This window comes from Rhizobium sp. LjRoot30, from assembly GCF_964253915.1.
In the GTDB taxonomy this organism is placed as follows: domain Bacteria; phylum Pseudomonadota; class Alphaproteobacteria; order Rhizobiales; family Rhizobiaceae; genus Metarhizobium.
The window spans coordinates 622089-643039 of sequence record NZ_CAXUSG020000002.1 but is presented as its reverse complement, the minus strand read 5'-3'; the positions used below and the strand labels follow the sequence as shown (position 1 = coordinate 643039).

20 protein-coding genes and 1 pseudogene are annotated in these 20951 nt (G+C 63.1%); 14 read left to right on the top strand and 7 right to left on the bottom strand.

Going from position 1 to position 20951, the window contains the following annotated elements; genetic code table 11:
* Positions 1–5 precede the first annotated feature (5 nt).
* The 6 genes from ACSQ3I_RS06955 (at position 6) to ACSQ3I_RS06930 (ending at position 7496) form a co-directional block, all read left to right on the top strand.
* A complete protein-coding gene (locus ACSQ3I_RS06955; RefSeq protein ID WP_435997294.1) occupies positions 6–2036 on the top strand; it encodes a hydantoinase/oxoprolinase family protein in 2031 nt (676 codons plus the stop codon).
* A gap of 11 nt (positions 2037–2047) precedes the next feature.
* Positions 2048–3745: a hydantoinase B/oxoprolinase family protein gene (locus ACSQ3I_RS06950; protein ID WP_435997292.1), complete on the top strand. Its 1698-nt coding sequence runs from the start codon at positions 2048–2050 to the stop codon at positions 3743–3745.
* A 4-nt stretch (positions 3746–3749) separates the two neighbouring features.
* Positions 3750–3941 (top strand): hypothetical protein, encoded by a 192-nt coding sequence (locus tag ACSQ3I_RS06945; RefSeq protein WP_435997290.1) that lies wholly within the window; start codon positions 3750–3752, stop codon positions 3939–3941.
* Between the two features lie 96 nt (positions 3942–4037).
* Positions 4038–5342 carry a 4-aminobutyrate--2-oxoglutarate transaminase gene (gene gabT, locus ACSQ3I_RS06940; protein ID WP_435997288.1) on the top strand — a complete coding sequence of 435 codons (1305 nt, stop codon included), beginning with the start codon at positions 4038–4040 and terminating at the stop codon, positions 5340–5342.
* Positions 5339–6793 carry an NAD-dependent succinate-semialdehyde dehydrogenase gene (locus ACSQ3I_RS06935; RefSeq protein ID WP_435997286.1) on the top strand — a complete coding sequence of 485 codons (1455 nt, stop codon included), beginning with the start codon at positions 5339–5341 and terminating at the stop codon, positions 6791–6793. Before gabT ends, ACSQ3I_RS06935 begins: the two co-directional genes overlap by 4 nt.
* A 4-nt stretch (positions 6794–6797) precedes the next feature.
* Positions 6798–7496 carry an SDR family NAD(P)-dependent oxidoreductase gene (locus ACSQ3I_RS06930; RefSeq protein ID WP_435997285.1) on the top strand — a complete coding sequence of 233 codons (699 nt, stop codon included), beginning with the start codon at positions 6798–6800 and terminating at the stop codon, positions 7494–7496.
* Between the two features lie 31 nt (positions 7497–7527).
* On the opposite strand, the gene ACSQ3I_RS06925 is transcribed toward ACSQ3I_RS06930, so the two are convergent.
* From ACSQ3I_RS06925 to ACSQ3I_RS06895, 7 genes and pseudogenes are all read right to left on the bottom strand, one after another.
* On the bottom strand, positions 7528–8046 hold the full coding sequence (locus ACSQ3I_RS06925; protein WP_435997283.1) for a 2'-5' RNA ligase family protein: 519 nt from the start codon (positions 8044–8046) through the stop codon (positions 7528–7530).
* 180 nt (positions 8047–8226) lie between these two features.
* Complete coding sequence (locus tag ACSQ3I_RS06920; protein WP_435997281.1) at positions 8227–8559, bottom strand: hypothetical protein; 333 nt, start codon at positions 8557–8559, stop codon at positions 8227–8229.
* A pseudogene (locus ACSQ3I_RS06915) lies at positions 8556–9452 on the bottom strand (NAD(P)-dependent oxidoreductase); the annotation flags it as partial. The pseudogene ACSQ3I_RS06915 and the gene ACSQ3I_RS06920, both read right to left, overlap by 4 nt.
* Entirely contained in the window at positions 9440–9943 is a 504-nt protein-coding gene (locus tag ACSQ3I_RS06910) for a gluconokinase (RefSeq protein WP_435997279.1), read from the bottom strand. The pseudogene ACSQ3I_RS06915 and the gene ACSQ3I_RS06910, both read right to left, overlap by 13 nt.
* Position 9944: 1 nt before the next feature.
* Positions 9945–10700, bottom strand: coding sequence for an SDR family oxidoreductase (locus ACSQ3I_RS06905; protein ID WP_435997277.1), 756 nt, complete (start codon positions 10698–10700; stop codon positions 9945–9947).
* Between the two features lie 11 nt (positions 10701–10711).
* Positions 10712–11743: an L-idonate 5-dehydrogenase gene (locus tag ACSQ3I_RS06900; RefSeq protein WP_435997276.1), complete on the bottom strand. Its 1032-nt coding sequence runs from the start codon at positions 11741–11743 to the stop codon at positions 10712–10714.
* 8 nt (positions 11744–11751) lie between these two features.
* On the bottom strand, positions 11752–12699 hold the full coding sequence (locus ACSQ3I_RS06895) for a 2-hydroxyacid dehydrogenase (RefSeq protein ID WP_435997577.1): 948 nt from the start codon (positions 12697–12699) through the stop codon (positions 11752–11754).
* Positions 12700–12876: 177 nt separating this feature from the next.
* Here ACSQ3I_RS06895 and ACSQ3I_RS06890 point away from each other — a divergent pair, with 177 nt between their 5' ends.
* From ACSQ3I_RS06890 to ACSQ3I_RS06855, 8 genes are all read left to right on the top strand, one after another.
* Entirely contained in the window at positions 12877–14373 is a 1497-nt protein-coding gene (locus ACSQ3I_RS06890) for a sugar ABC transporter ATP-binding protein (RefSeq protein ID WP_435997274.1), read from the top strand.
* Between the two features lie 15 nt (positions 14374–14388).
* Positions 14389–15444 carry an ABC transporter permease gene (locus tag ACSQ3I_RS06885; protein ID WP_435997272.1) on the top strand — a complete coding sequence of 352 codons (1056 nt, stop codon included), beginning with the start codon at positions 14389–14391 and terminating at the stop codon, positions 15442–15444.
* A gap of 47 nt (positions 15445–15491) precedes the next feature.
* A complete protein-coding gene (locus ACSQ3I_RS06880) occupies positions 15492–16592 on the top strand; it encodes an ABC transporter substrate-binding protein (protein WP_435997271.1) in 1101 nt (366 codons plus the stop codon).
* A gap of 131 nt (positions 16593–16723) precedes the next feature.
* The gene (locus tag ACSQ3I_RS06875; RefSeq protein ID WP_435997269.1) at positions 16724–17623 is read left to right on the top strand and encodes an SMP-30/gluconolactonase/LRE family protein; all 900 of its coding nucleotides are present in this window, start codon (positions 16724–16726) and stop codon (positions 17621–17623) included.
* Positions 17624–17646: 23 nt separating this feature from the next.
* Positions 17647–18063 carry a heme-binding protein gene (locus ACSQ3I_RS06870; protein ID WP_435997267.1) on the top strand — a complete coding sequence of 139 codons (417 nt, stop codon included), beginning with the start codon at positions 17647–17649 and terminating at the stop codon, positions 18061–18063.
* Positions 18064–18144: 81 nt separating this feature from the next.
* The gene (locus tag ACSQ3I_RS06865; protein WP_435997266.1) at positions 18145–19155 is read left to right on the top strand and encodes a LacI family DNA-binding transcriptional regulator; all 1011 of its coding nucleotides are present in this window, start codon (positions 18145–18147) and stop codon (positions 19153–19155) included.
* An 85-nt stretch (positions 19156–19240) separates the two neighbouring features.
* Positions 19241–19855, top strand: coding sequence for a cupin domain-containing protein (locus ACSQ3I_RS06860; protein WP_435997575.1), 615 nt, complete (start codon positions 19241–19243; stop codon positions 19853–19855).
* 136 nt (positions 19856–19991) lie between these two features.
* Positions 19992–20933 carry an ABC transporter substrate-binding protein gene (locus ACSQ3I_RS06855; RefSeq protein ID WP_435997264.1) on the top strand — a complete coding sequence of 314 codons (942 nt, stop codon included), beginning with the start codon at positions 19992–19994 and terminating at the stop codon, positions 20931–20933.
* Positions 20934–20951 lie beyond the last annotated feature (18 nt).

The following is a 20951-nucleotide window of genomic DNA, read 5'->3' as shown; positions in this document are numbered from 1 at the left end:
GAACAATGCCTGACAACAAAATCATCGGCATCGACATCGGGGGGACGTTTACCGACTTCGTCTCCTACGATGCGGCGACGGGCGTAATCGAAAACTGGAAGAACCTGACGACGCCTTCCGAACCGATCGAGGGCGTGCTCCAGGGCCTCGGCCAAGTGGAAGACGTCGCCGGCGTCGACAAGATCCGCCTCGGCACGACGATCGCCACCAACGCGCTTTTGACGCGCCGCGGCGCAAAGGTCGCCTATGTCACCACCACTGGCTTTCGCGACGTTCCCTTCATCCAGCGCGGCGACCGCCGCAGCCATTACGACATCACCTGGATCAAGACCAAGCCGCTGATGAAGCGCGCCGACACCTATGAAATCGGCGGCCGTTTCAGCGCCAAGGGTGAGGAAGTGACGCCGCTCGACGAAGCTGCGGTGCGCGCGCTGGCGGCAACGATCAAGGCTGACGGTACCATCGAAGCCATCGCCATCTGCACCCTGTTTTCCTATATCGACCCCAGCCACGAGCAGCGCATCCGCGACATTCTCGCCGAAGAACTGCCGGGCATGCCGATCTCGATTTCTTATGACGTGCTGCCGAAGTGGAAGGAATATGACCGCGCTTCCACAACGATTGCCGACGCTTACCTTAAGCCCATCGTCTCCGACAACTTCCACCGCATGCAGAAGCGCCTCGACGGCATCGGCATCGGCGACAAGATCGGCGTCATCAAGTCGAATGGCGGTGAATCGACCCTGAAGGGTGCGGCAGAAGCCCCCGTGCAGATGACGCTCTCCGGCCCGACGGGTGCCGTCGTCGCCACCCGCGTGCTCTCCGAACTGACCGGCATCAAGAACCTCGTCACCTTCGACATGGGCGGCACCTCGACCGATTGCTCGACCGTCGTCGACGGCATGGAACATGTCACGACCAGCTTCGAGATCGAATGGGGCCTGCCGATCCAGATCCCGATGATTGACATCCACACCATCGGCGCCGGCGGCGGCTCGATTGCCTGGATCGACAAGGGCGGCATGCTGCGCATGGGGCCGCAATCGGCCGGTGCGGCACCTGGCCCGGCCTGCTACGGCCGCGGCGGCGAGAATGCCACCGTGACCGACGCGAACGTCGTGCTCGGCCGCATCAATCCCGACTACTTCCTCGGCGGCAAGATGAAGCTCGATGCCGAGGCGGCGCATCGCGCGGTCAAGAAGATCGCCGACCAGCTCGGCCTCGATGTCGATGCGGCGGCTTTCGCCATGGTGCAGATCGCCAACAACAACATGCTCGGCGCGCTGCGCGCCGTCCTGCTGCAGCGCGGTCTCGATCCGCGTGACTTCTCGCTGGTCGCTTCCGGCGGGGCGGGTCCGGTGCATATCTGCGATCTGATGGACATCTCCGGCATTCCGCAGGGTATCGTGCCGAACTATCCCGGCCAGTTCTCCGCCTTCGGCTTCATCATGACCGATGCCCGCGTGGACCGGCATCGCACCGTGCAACAGATCTCGAAATATTTCGACGGTGCCCGCGCGACCGCCGCGATGACCGAGCTGGTGGACGGCGCCATCGCCGAGCTGGTCTCCCAGGGCTACAAGCAGAAGGTGGAGATCTACCGTTCCATCGAAGCCCGTTATTTCGGCCAGAACCACGAACTGGAATTGAGCTTTCCGGCCAACCAGTTCACCGAGGAGACGATTGCCGACCTCTGGGAGCGGTTCCACGAGGAGCACCAGAACCGCTTCGGCTTCTCCATCCCCGGAGAAACCATCGAGACGGTCAATCTCAAGGTGGTCGCCGTTGCCGTTTCCGAAAAGCCGCAGATGCGGGAACTGGAAAAGGGCGAAGGCACCCCGGCAGCTTCCGGCAGCCGCAAGGTGCGCTACGAGGACGGCTGGCACGAGGTGAAGACCTACGACCGCGCCACCTTCAAGCAGGGCCAGACCATCGCCGGCCCGGCGATTGTCGAGGAAAACGCTTCCGTCACCATTCTGCAGCCGAAACAGACGCTCCGCGTCGACCGGCTCGGCAACCTGATCATTTCGGCCTGAGGAGTACCATCATGGACTTCGTTACGATGAACATCCTGGAATCCAGCATGGTCTCTCTCTGCAAGGAGATGGGGATCGTGCTGATGAAGACGTCCTATTCGACGATCTTCAACGAGGCGCTGGATTTTACCTGCGGCCTCGCGGACATGAACGGCGACATGATTGCCGTCGCGGACTATTGCCCGGCGCAGATCGGCGGCATGCCGCTGCTCGTCAAGTCGTGCCTCAAGGAAATCCCGATTGGTGAAATCGAGGAAGGCGACGTCATCCTCCACAACGACCCCTATCGCGGCGGTCTGCACACGCCGGAGCACACCTTCTTCAAGCCGATCTTCGTCGACGGCGAGATCATGGGGTTTGCGGTGGCCATCGGCCATATCGCCGAAGTCGGCGGCATGGCGCCTGGCGGCTTCTGCGGCGAGGCGACGGAAATCTTCCAGGAAGGCCTACGCATCCCGCCGGTGAAGATCAAGAAGCGCGGCAAGGACAATATCGAGGTCTGGAAGCTGCTTCTCGCCAATGTGCGCACGCCGCGCGTCAACTACGGCGACCTGCGCGCCCTCATCGCCGCCGTCGATCTCGGCGAAAAGCAGATGACGCAGATCTACAAGAAATACGGCAAGGAGAAGATCAAGGAGACCGTCAACGACCTGCTGCTCTATTCGGAACGCCGCATGCGCGCTGAACTGGAGGCGATCCCTGACGGCATCTATGCCTTCTCCGACAAGATCGAAAGCGACGGCATCGACGCCGACCGCACCTATACGGTCGCCGTCGAGGTGCACAAGCGCGGCGGCGAGATCATCGTCGACTATCACGGCTCCTCGCCGCAGGCTTCCGGCCCGATCAATGCGACGCTCGGCGTCGCCACCTCGGCCGCCTATAATGCCGTGCTGCACATGACGGACCCGACCATCCCGCGCAATTCCGGCTGCTTCCGGCCGATCCGCGTGATGGCGCCGCCCGGCACCATCCTCAACGTCGATTTCCCGGCACCGGAAGTCGGTGGCAACACCGAGACGCATCCGCGCATCGTCGGCACCATCCTCGGCGCCATGGCGCCGGCCATTCCGAACCGCGTCATGGCGGCTGAAGGCGCGACCCATTGCAACTTCGTCTTCGGCGGCGTCGATGCTGACACGAAGGAGTTCTTCGCCTGCTACGACCTCGAAGCGGTCGGCTGGGGCGGCCGCGCCTTTGCGGACGGCAATGACGGCGTGGATTCCATCAACGGCAATTGCCGCATCACGCCGGTCGAAGTCTACGAGACGCGCTTCCCCTGGCGCATCGAAAGCCTCGCCTTCAACGTCGATGCCGGTGGTGCCGGCGAGTATCGCGGCGGGGTTGGCTATTCCAAGCAGATGTTGTGCCTCAACGACGAGATCATCTGCTCGCAGATGACCGACCGCCATCTGCTCGCCCCCTGGGGCCTCAACGGCGGCACGGAAGGCGGCGTCGGTGCGACCCTGGTCATGAAGAACGGCCGCGACGACTGGCAGACGATGCGCGAAGCCTATGGCAAGGCCTCGACCAGCCGCTACTCCAACGTTTCGATCCGCCGCGGCGACCGCGTGCGGCTCGTCACCCCGGGCGGTGGCGGCTACGGCGATCCGGCAAAACGCGATCCGGCCGCGGTCGCGGAGGATGTGCGCGAAGGCTACGTCTCCAAGGCGGCCGCCCAGAAACACTACGGCTATCAGGAGGCCTGAGACCATGAAGTTTTCGCTGAACGGGCTTTACATCGAAAGCTACACCAAATGCGCCAATTGCGGCGTGCTGATCTACGAGGCGTCCGCCGAGGATGCCGCCCGCAAGAAGACGCATGAGGGGCAGATCTACTGCTCAGAAGAATGCGTCGACTGGAAGATTGCCCGCGACGCCCGCCACGCAAAGGCAGCCGTCTGACGGTCAGGGTTTCGACCCCGCCCTTCGAGGGCGGGGTCGGCCGATAACACGCGCCGCGACCTCGCCGCGCCACAAACCATATCAAGGGAGAGCCCCATGTCCACCAACGCTGCCTTCGCGGCGCGGCGTAGCGCCGCCATACCTGCCGGCCTGTCGAAACATCTCGACGTCTACATCGAAAAGGCGGAAAATGCCGAATTGTGGGACGTCGAGGGCAAGCGCTACATCGACTTCGCTGCCGGCATCGCCGTCAACAACACCGGCCACCGCCACCCCAAGGTGCTCGAACGTGTGCGCGACCAGCTCGAAAAAGTCACCCACACCTCGTTCCAGACGACACCCTATATCGACTATGTCGCCGTCTGCGAGAAGCTGAACGACCTGGTGCCGGGCGATTTCCCGAAAAAGACCTTCCTCGTTTCCACCGGCGCGGAAGCCATCGAGAACGCGGCAAAAATCGCCCGCGCCGCGACCGGCCGCTCGGCCTTCGTTGCCTTTTCCGGCGGTTTCCACGGCCGCACGCTGATGGCGATGACGCTGACCGGCAAGACCACGCCCTACAAGGCCGGCTTCGGCCCACTGGTGCCCGATGTTTTCCACCTGCCGTTTCCGATCCCCTATCACGGCATATCCGAACAGGAATCGCTGACCGCGCTCGACCGCTTCTTCCGCTCCGAGGTTGACCCCACCCGCGTCGCCGGCATCTTCGTCGAGCCGGTGCAGGGCGAGGGCGGTTTCTACCCGGCGCCCGTCACCTTCCTGCGCACGCTGCGCGAGATCTGCGACAAACACGGCATTCTGCTGATCGCCGACGAGATCCAGACCGGTTTTGCCCGCACCGGGAAAATGTTCGCGATGGAACATGCCGGCGTTGCCGCTGATCTTGTCGCCATGGCCAAGGGCCTCGGCGGCGGCTTCCCGATCGCCGCCGTCACCGGCCGCGCCGATATCATGGACAAGATCCCGATGGGCGGGGTCGGCTCCACCTTCGCCGGCAATCCGCTCTCCTGCGCCGCCTCGCTCGCAGTCCTCGACGTCATCGAGGAGGAAAAACTGATCGACCGCGCCAATGAAGTCGGCCGCCGCCTGACGGAGGTCTTCAAGGAATGGCAGGAAGGCAACGAATTCGCCTGCATCGGCGAGGTGCGCGGCCTCGGCGCCATGGTGGCGATCGAGTTCGTGCGCGACCGCGAGACGCGCCAGCCCTGGCCGGAACTGGTGAAGGCGATTACCCACACTGCCGCCGAAAAAGGCCTGCTGCTGCTCTCCTGCGGCGTGCATGGCAATGTCGTGCGCGTGCTGACGCCGCTGACCATTCCCTTCGCACACCTCGACGAAGGCATCGCCGTGCTGAAGGATAGCGTGCGGGCGGCATTGGAAAAGCTGGAGAGCGGACAATGACGCTGGCGTTGTTGCAAGACCGCGCCTTCATCGACGGCGGCTGGAGCGCTGCGGAGAGCGGCGCGACCTTCGATGTCCGTAATCCGGCGACGGGGAAGGTGCTGGCTGCCGTTGCCGATCTCGCCGCCGGCGACGTCGAGCGCGCGATCCTCGCCGCCGAACGAGCGCAGGTGGAATGGCGCGACCGTCCGGCCAAGGAACGCGCCAAATTGCTGCGCGCCTGGTTCGATCTCATCACCGCCCATACGGAAGACCTTGCCCAACTCATTACCGCCGAGCAGGGCAAACCACTCTATGAGGCGCGCGGCGAGGTGGCGTTCGGCGCCTCCTTCGTCGACTGGTTTTCGGAAGAGGCCAAGCGCGTCTATGGCGACGTCATCCCCTCCGCCGGCCGCGACCGGCGTTTTGTGGTGCTGAAACAGCCGATCGGCGTCTGCGCTGCCATCACGCCCTGGAATTTTCCGCTGGCGATGATCACCCGCAAGGCCGCCGCAGCGCTGGCTGCCGGCTGCACCATGGTCGTCAAACCGTCCGAGGAAACGCCGCTGACGGCGCTCGCCATGGCCGAGCTTGCCCGGCAGGCCGGCATTCCGGCCGGCGTGCTGAACATCGTGCCGTCGAAGGATTCTGCCGGCATCGGCCGCCTGCTCTGCGAGCATCCGGTCATCCGCAAGCTCTCGTTTACCGGCTCCACCGCCGTCGGCAAGCTCCTGATGCGGCAATGCGCCGATACGCTGAAGAAGCTTTCGCTGGAGCTCGGCGGCAATGCGCCGTTCATCGTCTTCGATGATGCCGACCTCGATCTTGCCGTCGCCGGCGCGATTGCGTCGAAATTCCGCAATTCCGGCCAGACCTGTGTCTGCACCAACCGCATCTACGTGCAGGACGGCATCCATGACGCCTTCGTGGCGAAGCTGACCGCCGAAGTCGCCCGCCTGAAAGTCGGCGACGGCGCAGCACCCGATGTCGTACAGGGACCGCTGATCAACGAGAAGGGCGTGGCGAAAGTCATGGAACTGATCGGGGATGCCGTCGGACAGGGCGCCCGCATCGAGACCGGCGGCGATCGCCATGCGCTCGGCGGCACGTGGGTTCAGCCGACGGTGTTGAGCGGCATGCAGGCCTCGATGCGCCTCGCCCGGGAGGAGGCTTTTGGCCCCATTGCTCCGGTTTTCCGCTTTTCCGATGAGGCCGAGGTCATCCGTCTCGCCAACGACACGCGTTATGGTCTGATGGCCTATTTTTATGCGCGCGATGTCAGCCGCATCTGGCATGTGCTGGAAGAACTGCAATTCGGCATGGTCGGCATCAACGAAGGCCTGATCTCCACCGAACTCGCCCCCTTCGGCGGTATCAAGGAAAGCGGTTTCGGTCGCGAAGGCTCCAAATATGGTATCGAGGAATATGTGGAGCTGAAATATGCCTGTTTCGGCGGGCTGAAGAGGGCATAGCCAGATGTCGGAAGCAACTGATCGCAAGGTCGCATTGATCGTCGGAGCCTCGCGCGGCCTGGGATTGGGCCTGGCGAAAGCCTTTCTTGCCAAGGGCTGGGACGTCATTGCCACCGTGCGCGACGCCCGCGGTCGCGCGGCGCTCGATGCGCTGGCGGCCGGGGATCGGCTGTCGATAGTGACGCTCGACATCACGGTCGCCGAAGATATCGCCCGGGTGCGGCGCGACCTTTCCGGTCGTGCGCTGGACGTCCTTTTCGTCAATGCCGGTATCGCTCGCGATCCGGCTGCGGCGATCGAGGACGCGCCCGTCGAGGATTTCGTCGATGTGATGCTCACCAATGCGCTTGCGCCGCTGCGCGTCATCGCCGCGCTGCACGATCTTGTGACGCCGGTGGGGGTGGTGGCGGCCATGTCCTCCAATATGGGCAGCGTCAGTGGCAATGCGGGTGGGGCGTGGGAGATTTACCGCGCCAGCAAGGCCGCCCTCAACCAGTTGATGAAGAGCTTTGCCGCCCGCCATGCGGATGGCCGGACCTATCTCGCCGTTTCGCCGGGCTGGGTGCGCACCGACATGGGAGGTGATACCGCCCCGCTCGATGTTGATACCAGCGCTGCGGGCATCGTCGGAACCCTGATCGCCAGCGCCGGAAAAACGGGCGTGCATTTCGTCGATTTCGACAACAAGGTCGTGCCTTGGTGATGGCTGTCTTGGTGCCATGGCGTTTGCCGGATCAAGGCGCCGCGTTGAACGGTACATAGTTCGCGTGTTGCCATGGACCGCCGACATAATCCCAGAGATCGAGACCCGTTATGGAGATGGGGTGAGGCTGAAAGCCTTGGCTCAAGCTTCGATAAAGGTCGTCGGCCTTGGCTTTCGAGGCCTTGTTTTGAACCGTGATGTGCGGCTGCCATTCCCGCATATCCTGGGAGCCGAGCCATGAGACGAATTCAAGCTTCAATGCTGCGCGCATGTCGGACAAGGCCGGGCTTGTGATGGAATAGGCAACGCCGGCACCAAGATGTCTGACGCCGCTGACATGTGCCGTCATGACATCGGTGCGTTGCGCGGCGCTGATGAGTTCGTTGACGATCCGCGCCTCGTATTCGCCGGGCAACCGATGAAACATGGTCAGATGGGCGCGGAGGAAGTTTCGATCCGTTGGAAAATGTGCCTGGCGGAGACGGTCGAATGGCGCGAGGTCCGTTTCCGCGATCCGGGCAGTGAGAATAAGCGGCTTGCGTGTCTTCAATCGAAATTCCTGCTTCGGGGACGTCGATGGAGACTGCCTCTATTTCAGCAGGCGCGCAAACCAGCCGGCATTTTTGGTGTTCTTCCGCCAGCCGTTTGGGCACCCGGTTGGTGGAAACCGCATGCCGATATCGTCGGCGACCGTTCACAGGCCGCCGGATCGAGTTGCTTACCGCGGCTTCTAAAGCTTGTATTCGTTCGCGAGCGTCACATGATGATGGATGCGGCCTTCGAAGAATTCCGCAAGTACCGCCTCCGTCGCCGCGCGGGATTCGGCGCGGACCGGGCTTGCCAGCGCCGCTTCCACGGCGTCGAGATCGGGGTAGTTGATCGCGAGAATCAGGGGATATTCCGGCGCTCCGTCGTCGCGTGCCTCGGCGAAGGAAACGCGCACGTCCGTCGCTTTCGGAAACTTTTGCCATTTGGGCAGGATGCGCTCGATGACGGCCTTGCGGAAGGCATCCGTCTGCCCCTCCTTCACCTTGCCTTCGAACAGTGCGAAACGGGTGATCATTCAAAAGTCTCCTTGTTGGGTCCGCGGAAAAATTCCATCAGTGCCGCCTGGTCCTCGCCGCCGAGACCGGCGGCCGTCAGCATGCGGTGAATTTCGGCGCAGGCCGCCGTCAGCGGCATGGCGGTGTTGGTGCGGCGGGCAAGGTCCTGCGCGCCGTTCAGATCCTTCACCATGTTGTCGATACGGCCGGTCCGTCGGTAATCCTTCGTGACAAAGCGCGGCATGTATTCCTGCAGGATGGCGCTGTCGGCCCGGCCGCCCTTCAGCGCTTGCGGGATTTTTGCGGCGTCCACGCCGGCATCGAGCGCCAGCTGCGTCGCCTCGGCCACGGCAAGAAAACCGAGGCCGCAGAGCACCTGGTTGATCAGCTTGGTCGTCTGGCCCGCCCCGACCGGTCCCATATGGGTATAGTTGCTGGCGACGTGACGCAGCACGGTATGGGCATCCTCGACGTCCTTGGCATCGCCGCCGGCCATCAGCGTCAGTTCGCCGATCAAGGCTTTTGGCGCGCCGCCAGACAGCGGGCTGTCCACCCAGCGCAGGCCCATGCCGGCGGCATCGGCGGCAAGCTGTTTTGTCGCCTCGGGATCGATCGAGGACATGTCGATGATCAGCGTGCCCGGACGCGCGCCCTCTGCCACGCCCCCCTCGCCAAAAACCGCCTGCCGTACGATGGCGGGCGAGTTGAGGCTGAGGATGACATAGTCGCTCGCCGCCGCTGCCTCCGCCGCGGTAGAGGCGGCGAGGGCGCCCTTGTCGACCAGCGCCTGGCGTTTTGCCGGATCGGGGTCGAAGACGGTGAGGCTATTGCCCGTTTGCGCCAGCCGTGTGCCGATGGCGCCGCCCATGGCGCCGGCGCCGATCAGCGCTACCCTGTTGGTCATGATGGCATCTCCTGCAGTTTCGCGGCGATCGTGGCCACGAGTGTGTCGATCGGGGCGTCGATATCGACGCTGATAGCTTCTTCGTCCGCCATGGGCGGCTCGAGCGCCGCGAACTGGCTTTCGATCAGGCTCTTCGGCATGAAATGACCGGAGCGGGCCGCCATGCGGGCCGTGATCAGCGCCTTGCTGCCGGACAGGTGGACGAAGACCACCGGCGCGCCGGCCTGCGCGCGTATCTGGTCGCGGTAGCGGCGCTTGAGCGCCGAGCAGCCGAGGAAGAGGATGCCGCGAGGCTCTGCGAGCGCGCCGGCGACGCGGGCCAGCCAAGGCAGGCGATCATCATCCGTCAAAGGTTCGCCGCGGCTCATCTTGGCAATGTTTTCGGGCGGATGCAGGTCGTCGCCGTCCAGATAGGCGGCGCCGAGACGGGCGGCGAGTGCCGCACCGACGGCGGACTTGCCACAGCCGGCAACGCCCATGAGAACGACACGCCGCCGCATCTCAGAGCGAGGCCGTAATGCCGCCATCGACATACAGCACATGTCCGTTCACGAAGGAGGACGCATCGGAGGAAAGGAAGATGCAGGCGCCGACAAGCTCCTCCACCTTGCCCCAGCGGCCGGCCGGCGTGCGTTTTTCCAGCCAGGCGGAAAAGGCCGGATCGGCAACGAGGGCGGCATTCAGCGGTGTATCGAAATAGCCGGGTGCGATGGCGTTGCATTGCAGGCCATATTTCGCCCAATCCGTCGCCATGCCCTTGGTGAGGTTGCCGACCGCGCCTTTCGTGGCCGTGTAAGGCGCGATTCCGGGGCGGGCGAGCGCCGTCTGGACACTGGCGATGTTGATGATCTTGCCGGCGCCGCGCGCGATCATGTGGCGCGCGACGGCCTGGCCGACATTAAAGACCGTCGAAATATTCGTCCTCAGCAGCCGCTCGAAGGCATCGGCGGGAAAATCCTCCAGCGGCGTGCGGTGCTGCATGCCGGCATTGTTGACGAGGATGTCGATGGCGCCCACCGTTGCCTCGAAGCCATCGACGGCCGCGCGCACCGCCTCGTGGTCGGTGGCGTCGAAGGCGAGGCTGTGTTTTGCGCCGAGGTCGTTTGCGGCAGCCGAAAGTTTCCCTTCGTCGCGGCCGTTGAGGACGATATCGGCGCCCGCCGCGGCGAGGCCTTTCGCCAGCGCAAAGCCGATGCCCTGCGAGGAGCCGGTGACCAGGGCACGTTTGCCCGCCAGATTGAAAAGATTGGTGCTCATGAGTGAATTCCTCAGGAAAATGCGATCTGCGTCTTCATCGACTGGCCCTTGTCCGAAGCGATCTCGAAGGCCTTGAGGGCGTCGGCCAGCGGCAGCGTGTGGGTGATCAATGGCTTCACATCGATCAGCCCGCCCTGCATGAGCCGGACGGCGACCGCGAATTCCTCGTGGAAGCGGAAGGAGCCGCGCAGGTCCAGTTCCTTGGCCGTTATCGCCATCATCGGCAGGCTCATCTCCCCGCCGAGGCCGAGCTGAACGATGACGCCACGCGGCTTGAGCGCCTGAATGCCGGCGACGAGGGCCGGCTGCGCGCCCGAGCATTCGTAGAGAATGTCGAACGTGCCCTTGTTTTCACTGAAAGGCACGAGACCGTCGCGATCCTCGGAAAGATTGATCGTACGATCTGCCCCGATTGCGCGGGCAAAGCCCAGCGCCCGTTCCGCAATGTCGGCGGCGACGATTTCGGCGGCACCGGCCCGGCGGGCGGCGAGGATCGAGAGGGTGCCGATCGGGCCGCAACCGGTGACGAGCACGCGCTTGCCCAGGATCTCGCCAGCGCGGCGCGTGGCATGCAGCGTGACCGACAGCGGCTCGGCCATGGCAGCCTCGCCGGCCGACAGGCCGTCGGCCTTGACGCATTGGCTGGCCCTGGCGACGAGCCGTTCCCGGAAGGCGCCCTGAATATGCGGGAAGGGCATGGCCGATCCGTAGAAACGCATGTTGAAACAATGGTTCGGCAGGCCCTTCAGGCAATAGTCGCAGGCACCGCACGGCCTTGAAGGCGACACGGCGACGAGGTCGCCGATGGCCAGATCCGAAACGCCTTCGCCCAGGGCCGCGACATGGCCGGCAACCTCATGACCGAGGATCATCGGCTGCTTCAGGCGCACAGTGCCAAAACCGCCGTGATGGTAATAATGCAGGTCCGAGCCGCAGATGCCGCCGGTCGCGAGGCGGATTTCCACCTCGCCTGGGCCGGGTGCTTCCGGCTCTCGCTCCTCGATGCGCAAATCCCTGGCCGCGTGGATGACGATCGCTTTCATGTCTGGCCTCACAGAACCGGGGTTGGCAGCGGACGGCCATCGAAATGGGCCGAGAGATTGTCGAACACCAGCGCCCCCATCGCCTTGCGGGTTTCCACCGTGCCCGAGGCATGATGCGGCTGCAGAAGTACGTTGTCGAGCGCGAGGAAGCGCGGGTTGAGCTTCGGCTCGCCTTCGAAGACATCGAGTGCGGCAGAGCCAAGCGTCTTGTTTTCCAAGGCATCGAGAAGCGCTTCCTCGTCGATGGTCGCGGCACGCGAAATATTGATCAGCATGCCTGACGGACTCAGGGCGCGCAGAACCTCGCGGTCGACGATATGGCGTGTCTCCGCCGTCGAGGCGAGGGTGACGAAGAGGAAATCGGAGCGGGCGGCAAGCGCCACCGGATCGGCAACATAGGTCCAGTTTCCGGCGCCTTCTTTCGGCGTGCGGCTGCTGTAGGCGATGTCCATGTCGAAGCCGGCCAGGCGTCTCCCCACTTCGAAGCCGATGCGACCAAGCCCCAGAATGCCGACACGTTTGCCATGCGCTTGGGATTGAAGTGGATACCCCCCCTTCGCCGCCCAGTCGCCGCTCCTGACCCAGCGTTCGGCGCCGATCATGCCGCGTGCCAGCGTCAGCATCATCGCGACACCGAGATCGGCGACATCTTTTGTCAGGACGTCGGGCGTGTTGGTGACCCGGATACCGCGTTCGCGAGCTGCCTGGAGATCCACCGCATCGTAACCGACGCCATAGACGCTGATCACTTCGAGATGGGGCAGGGCTTCGATCATCGCCCTGCTGGCGCCGAGTTCGCCACGCGTGGCAATGCCGCGAATGCCAGCGGCATGGGCTGCCAGAAAGGCCGCCTTGTCGGCAGCTTCGAAGTAGCGATGCATGGTGAAATGGGCATTCAGGCGTTCCTCGTCCCATGCGGGGTAAGGACCGACCTGAAGGATCTCGATTTTGCTCAACATTTCCTCCCACGGATATCTTGTTATCGATAACATATCGGCCGAAGATCATTTGTCCAGCGTCTTTTTCGCCAATTCGGGCATCGTGGCGATCGGCAAAATGACGTCCGGATTTGCCGCTTGACACAAATGTTATCGATACCATATGGTCGAAACATCAGGCTCTGGGAGGAGAAAATGACGGCGGGCACACTTCTCGAATTTCGAGCGGTCTCGAAAGAATTCGGCGGCACCAAGGCGCTGACGAATGTCTCGCTCGATTTGAAGCAGGGGGAAATCCTTGCGCTTCTCGGCGAGAACGGTGCCGGCAAATCGACGCTCATCAAGACCCTTGCGGGGATCTACAAACCCGATGGTGGCGACATCCTGTTTCGCGGCGAGAGCTACCATCATCGTCCGCCGAAGCCGCAGGAACGCCAACCGGTGGCCTTCATCCATCAGGATCTCGGCCTGATCGAATGGATGACGGTAGCCGAAAATGTTGGGCTGGCGCAGGGTTTTTCACTGCGGCGCAAGCTCATCGACTGGAACGCGACGGCGCGGCGGACGGCAGAGGCCCTGAAACTGGTCGGCTGCGATTTCGATCCCTCGACCCGCGTACAGAACCTGACCCGCACCGAAAAATCGCTGGTCGCCATTGCCCGTGCCTTGGCCGTCGAGGCCGATGTCCTGGTTCTCGACGAGCCGACCGCCAGCCTGCCGGCCGACGAGGTCGAGCGCCTTTTCCAGGCGATCCGCCCGCTGAAGGAGCGTGGCGTGGCGATGATCTACGTCTCGCATCGCCTTGACGAAATCTTCCGTATCGCCGACCGCGTCGCCGTGCTGCGCGATGGCTTTCTCGTCGGCGAAACCCCGGTGCGCGACACGAACCCGGATGAACTGATCCGCATGATCGTCGGGCGCAAGGCCGACCAGCTGTTTGCCAAGGCGGAAACCGCGCCGGGGGACGTGCTGGTTTCGGTGCGTGACCTTGCCTGCCGTGGCGCCGGCCCGGTGTCCTTCGATTTGCGCCAGGGTGAATTGCTCGGCCTCGTCGGCTTGCGCGGCGCCGGACAGGAGCTGATCGGCAGGGCGCTGTTCGGCGCCGAGCCGGCTACGGGGCAGGTGACGGTGCGTGGTGCGGCACCGGATCTGACCAGTCCCGAAACGGCTATCGCCTCCGGCATCGGCCTGATCGCCCGCGACCGCACGGAGGAATCCGTCGCCATGTCGCTGTCGCTGCGGGAAAACACCTATCTCAATCCCCGCGCCTCCGGCCGTGGTCTCGGCGCTTTCCTGTCGCCGGTCAAGGAAGCGGAAATGGCAGCCGCCATCGGCGAGAAGGTCGGCCTGCGGCCGAACGATCAATCGCTGGCCATCGAGGCATTGTCCGGCGGCAATCAGCAGAAGGTGGTCGTCGGCCGCTGGCTGACCACCGACCGCAAGCTTCTGATTGCCGAAGATCCGACGGCCGGCGTCGATGTCGGCGCCAAGGCCGATATCTATCGGCTGATCGCGTCCGCCGTCGAACAGGGGCTCGCCGTCCTGGTGATCTCCACCGATTTCGAAGAGATCGCCCATATCTGCCACCGGGCGCTGGTGTTTTCGCGCGGACGGATCGTCCGCGAACTGACCGGCGCCGACCTCACCACATCCACCGTCATTGCCGCGGCCTCCGCGTCCGAAGCGGCCTGATCCGGGAGAAAGACGATGCAATCCATTCAGTCCAACGCGCTCGAACCGACCAAGTCCGAGCTGAAGGGCCTTTCCGGCGGCGAGAAAATTCGGCGGCTTGTTCCCGTCTACGGTCTCGTGATCCTGACGGTGCTGCTGATCGTCATCTTCTCGATCCTGCTGCCGGATACATTTCCGACGGTCCTCAACCTGCGCTCGATCATCGCCAACAAGACGATCATCGCCATCCTGTCGCTTGCGGCGATGATCCCGATGGCTTGCGGCCGGATCGACCTGACGATCGGATACGGCATCGTGCTCTGGCATATCCTGGCGATCAGCCTGCAGACGATGCTGGGCCTGCCCTGGCCCATCGCGGTTGCCATCGTGCTGGTGGCCGGCGCCTTGACCGGTTTTCTCAATGGCCTGCTCGTCGAAGTCGCCAAGATCGACAGTTTTATCGCCACGCTCGGCACCGGCACGGTCATCTATGCCGTCGCGCTCTGGCATACGGGCGGGCGGCAGGTGGTCGGCGTGCTGCCGGACGGCTTCTATGCGCTGAACGGCACCATGGTTCTCGGCCTGCCGATCACCGGCTTCTATGTGCTCGCTCTGGCGCTCGCCATGTGGATCATCCTCGAATATCTGCCGATCGGCCGTTACGTCTATGCGATCGGCGCAAACCCGAAGGCGGCCGCGTTGAACGGCATCCCGGTTCGTCGTTTCGTCATCGCCGCCTTCATCGCCTCCGGTACGCTCTCGGCTGTTGCCGGTGTCCTGCTCGCCTCGCGTCTGCGGATCGGCCAGGCAAGCGTCGGCCTCGAATATCTGCTGCCGGCCCTCGTCGGCGCCTTCCTCGGATCGACCACGATCAAGCCGGGCCGCGTCAATGTCTGGGGCACGATGATCGGTGTCATCATCCTTGCCGTCGGCATTGCCGGCATCCAGCAATTCGGCGGCTCCTTCTTCGTCGAGCCGCTCTTCAACGGCGTCACCCTGCTCGTGGCGATCGGCATTGCCGGTTACGCCCAGCGCCGCCGCGGTGCGATGGGGGCGATCAAGCCGAAAGAGACGCCAGACCCATCAGCCTGACTTTACCCAATCGAAGCATGTCTCACGTTCATAGGGAGGATAACATCGTGAAACGCAGAGATTTCCTGACCACGACCACTGCCGTCGTACTTGGCCTGATGATGGCCGGCCCGGCCTTTGCCGATGCCATCGCCGATGCCAAGGCGGTTGTCGAAAAATATGCCAGCAAGGTGGAGAAGTGGGACGGCCCGACATCCGGCCCGAAAGCGGCCGAAGGCAAGTCGGTCGTCGTCGTTGCCGCCGACATGAAGAATGGCGGCATCCTCGGTGTCGTCAAGGGCATCGAAGAGGCGGCTGCTGCGATCGGCTGGTCCGTCAACGTCATTGACAGCGCCGGCTCTATCGAGGGTCGTACGGCTGCCTTCGGTCAGGCGCTGACCCTGAAGCCCGGCGGCATCATCATCACCGGCTTCGATGCCGTCGAGCAGAAACCGGCGATGGAAGAGGCCAAGAAGGCCGGCATCCCGATGGTCGCCTGGCATGCGGCGCCCGCCGTCGGCCCGGTGGATGAGGTCGGCGTTTTCGCAAACGTCACCACCGACGCGATGGAAGTGTCCAAGGCTGCGGCCGATTATGCCTTCGTCGATGCCGGCGGCAAACCCGGCGTGATCATCTTCACCGACTCCACCTATGCGATCGCCATCGCCAAGGCCGACAAGATGAAGGCCGAGATCGAAGCGCTTGGCGGCACCGTACTCGAATATGTCGATACGCCGATCGCCGAGACGTCGCAACGCATGCCGCAGCTGACCACGACGCTGCTGCAGAAATACGGTGCCCAGTGGACGCATTCGCTGGCGATCAACGACATCTACTTCGACTTCATGGGGCCTTCGCTTTCCGCAGCCGGCATTGCCGGCGACGGGGCGCCGAAGAGCGTTGCAGCAGGCGACGGTTCGGAAAGCGCCTATCAGCGCATCCGCGCCAAGCAGTACCAATCCGTCACCGTGGCCGAACCGCTCAACCTGCAGGGCTGGCAGCTCATCGACGAGCTGAACCGCGCCTTTGCCGGCGAGAAATGGTCCGGCTATATCTCGCCGCTGCATGTCGTCACCACGGACAATGTCGAGTTCGATGGCGGCCCGAAGAACACTTTCGATCCGGACGACGGCTACCGCGACGAATACAAAAAGATCTGGGGCAAATAAGCCCTGCGATCCTGCCTGCCGGATGCGGCCTTCGCGTCGCATCCGGCGTTTCGGGAAAAGGTCTGTGGCCTTGCCCGGCGCGGCGCGATGGCTATCGTGCCGCCGTTCGCAATTCGGAGGAAGGAATCGGCATGTCGTTTTTCGTGGCGGAGGACAAGGAATTCTCCACTTATGTGCTGGGGAATGCCCCGCTGAAGAAACTGGCCGATGGCTTCGACTGGGTCGAAGGCCCCGTCTGGTTCGGCGATCATAATTGCCTGCTGTTTTCCGACATTCCTGGCAACCGGATCATGCGCTGGAGCGCGGAGACCGGCATCAGCACCTTCCGCGCGCCATCGAATTTTTCCAACGGCCACACCCGAGACCGGCAGGGACGCCTCGTCAGCTGCGAGCATGGCAGCCGCCGCGTCACGCGCACCGAACATGACGGCTCGATCACCGTGATTGCCGACAGTTTTGACGGCAAGCGACTGAATTCGCCCAACGACGTGATCGTCGCCTCGGACGATGCCATCTGGTTTACCGATCCGCATTACGGCATCGCTTCGGACTACGAAGGCGCGCGTGCCGAACAGGAACTGCCCTGTTACGTCTACCGCATCGATCCGCACTCCGGCACTATCAGCGCGGTGCTGACCGATTTCAATTGCCCGAACGGCCTCGTCTTCAGCCCGGATGAAAAACGCCTCTATGTCGCCGACACCGGCCGGATGTTCAGCGGCGATGCGCAGCACATCCGGGTCTTCGACGTCGGTGCGGATTTCAAGCTCACCGGCGGCGATGTCTTCCATATCATCGAACCGGGCTGCGCAGACGGCATGCGGGTCGACGAAGCCGGCAATCTCTGGTCTTCGGCCCGCGACGGCGTTCATTGCATCGCGCCCGATGGCCATCGGCGCGGAAAAATCCTCGTGCCGGAAACCGTCTCGAACCTTTGCTTCGGCGGGCGTCACCGACATCGCCTCTTTATCACCGCCACGACATCGGTCTATGCGGTGTCCCTGGCTATTCGCGGCGCTGCCCGCGCCTGATGCCGATACAGGAGGATATGAAAATGGCTTTTACCGAAACAAGCGCAACATTGACGGATATGGGCGTTCTGGCGATGCTGCAGGCCGCCATCGATGCCGCCAAGGCGATGGGCCAGCCGCAATGTATCGTGATCGTCGATGCAAGCGGCGTCATCCTCGGCTCGTTCCGGATGAAGGGGTCACGATATCTGTCGCTGAAGAGTGCTGCAGCGAAAGCGCGCACGGCTGCCTCCATTGGCGCCGCGAGCCAAAGCCTGCCGGAGCACGCACGCGTGCCGCTTGCTGTCGCGACCCAGGGCGATGTGACGGGCCTGCGTGGCGGCCTGCCGATCCGCGTCGATGGCATCCTGCTCGGCGGCATCGGTGTCGGTTCGGGGTCCGGTGAGCAGGACGAACAGGTTGCCCAGGTCGCATTGAAGGCCATCGGCGCCGAGGTTTGAGACCCGGCCCTCTTTGTCAGACCGCTTGCAGGAGGCAAGGACAGCGCATTAGATTATGGTAACGATAACGGAGCGATAGGGATGCGGAACGACAAGGCAGCGACCATGGCGGACATTGCCCGCAAGGCTGGTGTCTCTCCCATGACCGTTTCGCGGGCGTTCAAATCCAACAGCCTGATCAGCAAGGACACGCGCGAGGCGATTTTGAAGGTAGCCGAGGACCTCGGTTATGTCTTCGATTCCACCGCGTCGAACTTGCGCGCGCAAAAGACGGATTTCATCGCCGTCACCATCCCCTCGATCAACAATGCGAATTTCGCCGATACGGTTGGTGGGCTTTCCGAGACGCTCAATCCCCGCGGCTTCCAGATCCTGCTTGGCTACACCAACTACGATGTCGAGGAGGAGGAGCGCCTGATCGAGCAGCTTCTTCGCCGCAAGCCGCAGGCCATCGTCGTCACCGGCGGAAAGCACACCGCGCGGGCGCGAAAGCTGCTTGAAAACACCAGCGTGCCCGTCATCGAGACCTGGGATGTCCCGGCCGAACCGATCGGCCATTTCGTCGGCTTTTCCAACGCCCAGGCCGTGCGCAGCATGGTCGATCATTTCGTATCGGTCGGCTACAGGCGTATCGCCTTCATCGGTGGCGATGCAAGCCGGGATACGCGCGGCAGCGACCGTCGCCTCGGCTTCATCGCGGCGTTGCGCGATCATGGGCTCGACGCGTCACGCCTGATCAATGGCGGCACGCCGCCGATCTCGATGCGCGAGGGCGCCAATGCCATGGCGCGGCTGCTGACGGAATATCCCGATTCCGAGGCGGTTATCTGTGTGTCGGACCTTTCGGCCTTCGGTGCGCTGACGGAATGTCAGCGCCGCGGCGTGCCCGTGCCGGAGCGGATGGCCATCGGCGGTTTCGGCGACTACGAAATCGGTGCCATCAGCGTGCCGGCGCTGACAACCATCAATGCCGGGGCGCGGCTTATCGGCGAGCGAACCGGCCAGCTGATCCTGGATATTCTCGATGACGTCCAAAACGTTCGCGACGTGACGATCGAGCCGCAGCTGATCGTCCGGGAGAGCAGCCGGTAGGACCCACGAGGATCGTCACTGGACAGCCCTTGATTGAAGGATCTATGATTGTCTCCCCGATCAATGCGATGCCTCTAACATGAATATGGTCAAGCCGCCTTTGCCGATTGAAAGCAGCCGGGAGGATAAAGTCCAGTCGAATCCGGTGCGGCTCGGTGCACGCCTGCGGCTTGCAAGGCAGACGCGTGGCTTGACATTGAAGGCGCTGGCGCTGGCTGCGGATTGTTCCGAGAGCCTGCTGTCCAAGATCGAGAACGGCAAGGCCTCACCCTCGCTGCCCATGCTGCACCGTCTGGTGCAGGCGCTCGATTCCAATATCGGCTGGATGTTCGAGGAAACCGATGCCGACGAAGGTGTCGTGTTCCGCGCCGGCACGCGCCCGCTGATCTCGCTCGACCCGCTGCGGCGCGGCGAAGGCATATCGCTGGAGCGCGTCATTCCTTATTCGCAGGGCCACCTGCTCCAGTGCAATATCCACCATATCGATGTCGGCGGCGAGAGTGCCGGGCCTATCCAGCATGTCGGTGAGGAGGTAGGCTACGTGCTCGTCGGCGAGATCGAGTTGATGATCGGCGACAAGACCTTTCGCCTGTCGGCCGGGGATAGTTTCGTATTTAACTCCGAACTGGCCCATTGGTACCGTAACGTCGGCAGCCAGCGCGCCTCGATCTTCTGGGTGAATACGCCGCCAACATTCTGATTTAATTCGAAAATTTCCCTATACGACTTTCGCGGCGCTTGTTATTCAAGTATCTTGACAATCGTTCAAGTCACTTGAATAATGCCCCTCGTAAATTGTGCAGCCGCGCGCGGCTTCAAACAAGGGGAACCTAAAAATGGGTCGGACCAAATATCTTCTCGGCTGCGTTGCAGCCGCCGCCATGACGCTTTCCATGGGTGTTTCGAGCGCCTTCGCCGATACGTTCGCGCTTGTCACCATCAACCAGCAGGCGCTGTTCTTCAACCAGATCAATGACGGCGCCAATGCCGCCGCCAAGGCAGCTGGCGTCGATCTGGTCATCTTCAACGCCAACAACGTACCTTCGGCGCAGAACGATGCGATCGAAACCTACATCACCCAGAAGGTCGACGGCATCATTCTGGTCGCCATCGATGTCAACGGTGTGAAGCCGGCGATCACCGCCGCCAAGGCTGCCGGCATTCCGGTCATCGCCATCGACGCGCAGATCCCTGATGGCGACAACATTGCCTTCGTCGGCGTCGACAACACGGCGGCCGGCGGCGATATCGGCAAGTTCTTCTCCGACTACGTGAAGAGCGACATGGGCGGAACGGCCAAGGTCGGCGTCGTCGGCGCACTGAACTCCTTCATCCAGAACCAGCGCCTCGACGGCTTCAAGGCGGCTGTTGCAGCCGGTGGCCAGAAGGTCGAATTCCTCAACACCGTCGATGGCCAGAACGTGCAGGACGTCGCCCTTTCGGCGGCTGAAAACCTGATGACGGCCAACCCGGACATGAACGCGCTCTACGCCACCGGCGAACCGGCGCTGCTCGGCGCGGTTTCGGCCGTCGATAGCCAGGGCCGTGGCGACTCGGTCAAGGTCTTCGGTTGGGACCTGACGAAATCCGCCATCGATGGCATCGACAAGGGTTTTGTGACCGCCGTCATCCAGCAGGATCCTGCTGGTGAAGGCAAGGCTGCCGTCGAAGCGCTCGTCAAGGTGAAGAAGGGCGAAACGATCGAGCCGATCATCAACGTTCCCGTGACCATCGTCACCAAGGCGAATGTCGATCAGTATCGCGAGATGTTCAAGTAAGCCGAACTGCCGCCGCCG